This window comes from Neisseria sp. P0021.S007 (assembly GCF_051956855.1).
Window position 1 is genome coordinate 1 of the sequence record NZ_JBQCXA010001512.1, and the last position, 469, is coordinate 469.

The following is a 469-nucleotide window of genomic DNA, read 5'->3' on the forward strand; positions in this document are numbered from 1 at the left end:
TTCCACTGGTGATGCGAGCCGAAGCTGGTTTAGACAGCGTTGCCCAAGCCGCCGGACGTTGCAACCGCGAAGGCAAAAGACCGTCTGAAAACAGCTTTGTATGGATATTCGCGCCCGAAGACAAATGGAAAGCCCCTCCCGAACTTGCCACCCAAGCCGCCGTTATGCGCCTGACCGCCGACAGCTTTTCAGACGACCTCTTATCCACCCAAGCCGTCGCCGCCTACTTCGCCGAGCTTTATCAATTAAAAGGCAGCGAACTGGACAATAAAAAAATCCTGAAAATGCACAACGATACAGGGCAAAGCCTCGATTTCCCATTCCAAACCATTGCCGACAAGTTCCGCATGATCGAAAGCCATATGCAGCCGCTGATTATTCCGTTCGATGTTGATGCCGAAAACCTCATTAGCAGCCTGCACCACGCCGACCATATCGGCAGACTCTTACGCAAACTGCAACCCTACAC

Annotated in this window: 1 pseudogene; it reads left to right on the forward strand. The window is 52.7% G+C overall.

Annotation, left to right across the window (positions count from 1 at the left end):
- A pseudogene (locus tag ACTHUR_RS20000) lies at positions 1–469 on the forward strand (CRISPR-associated helicase/endonuclease Cas3); the annotation flags it as partial.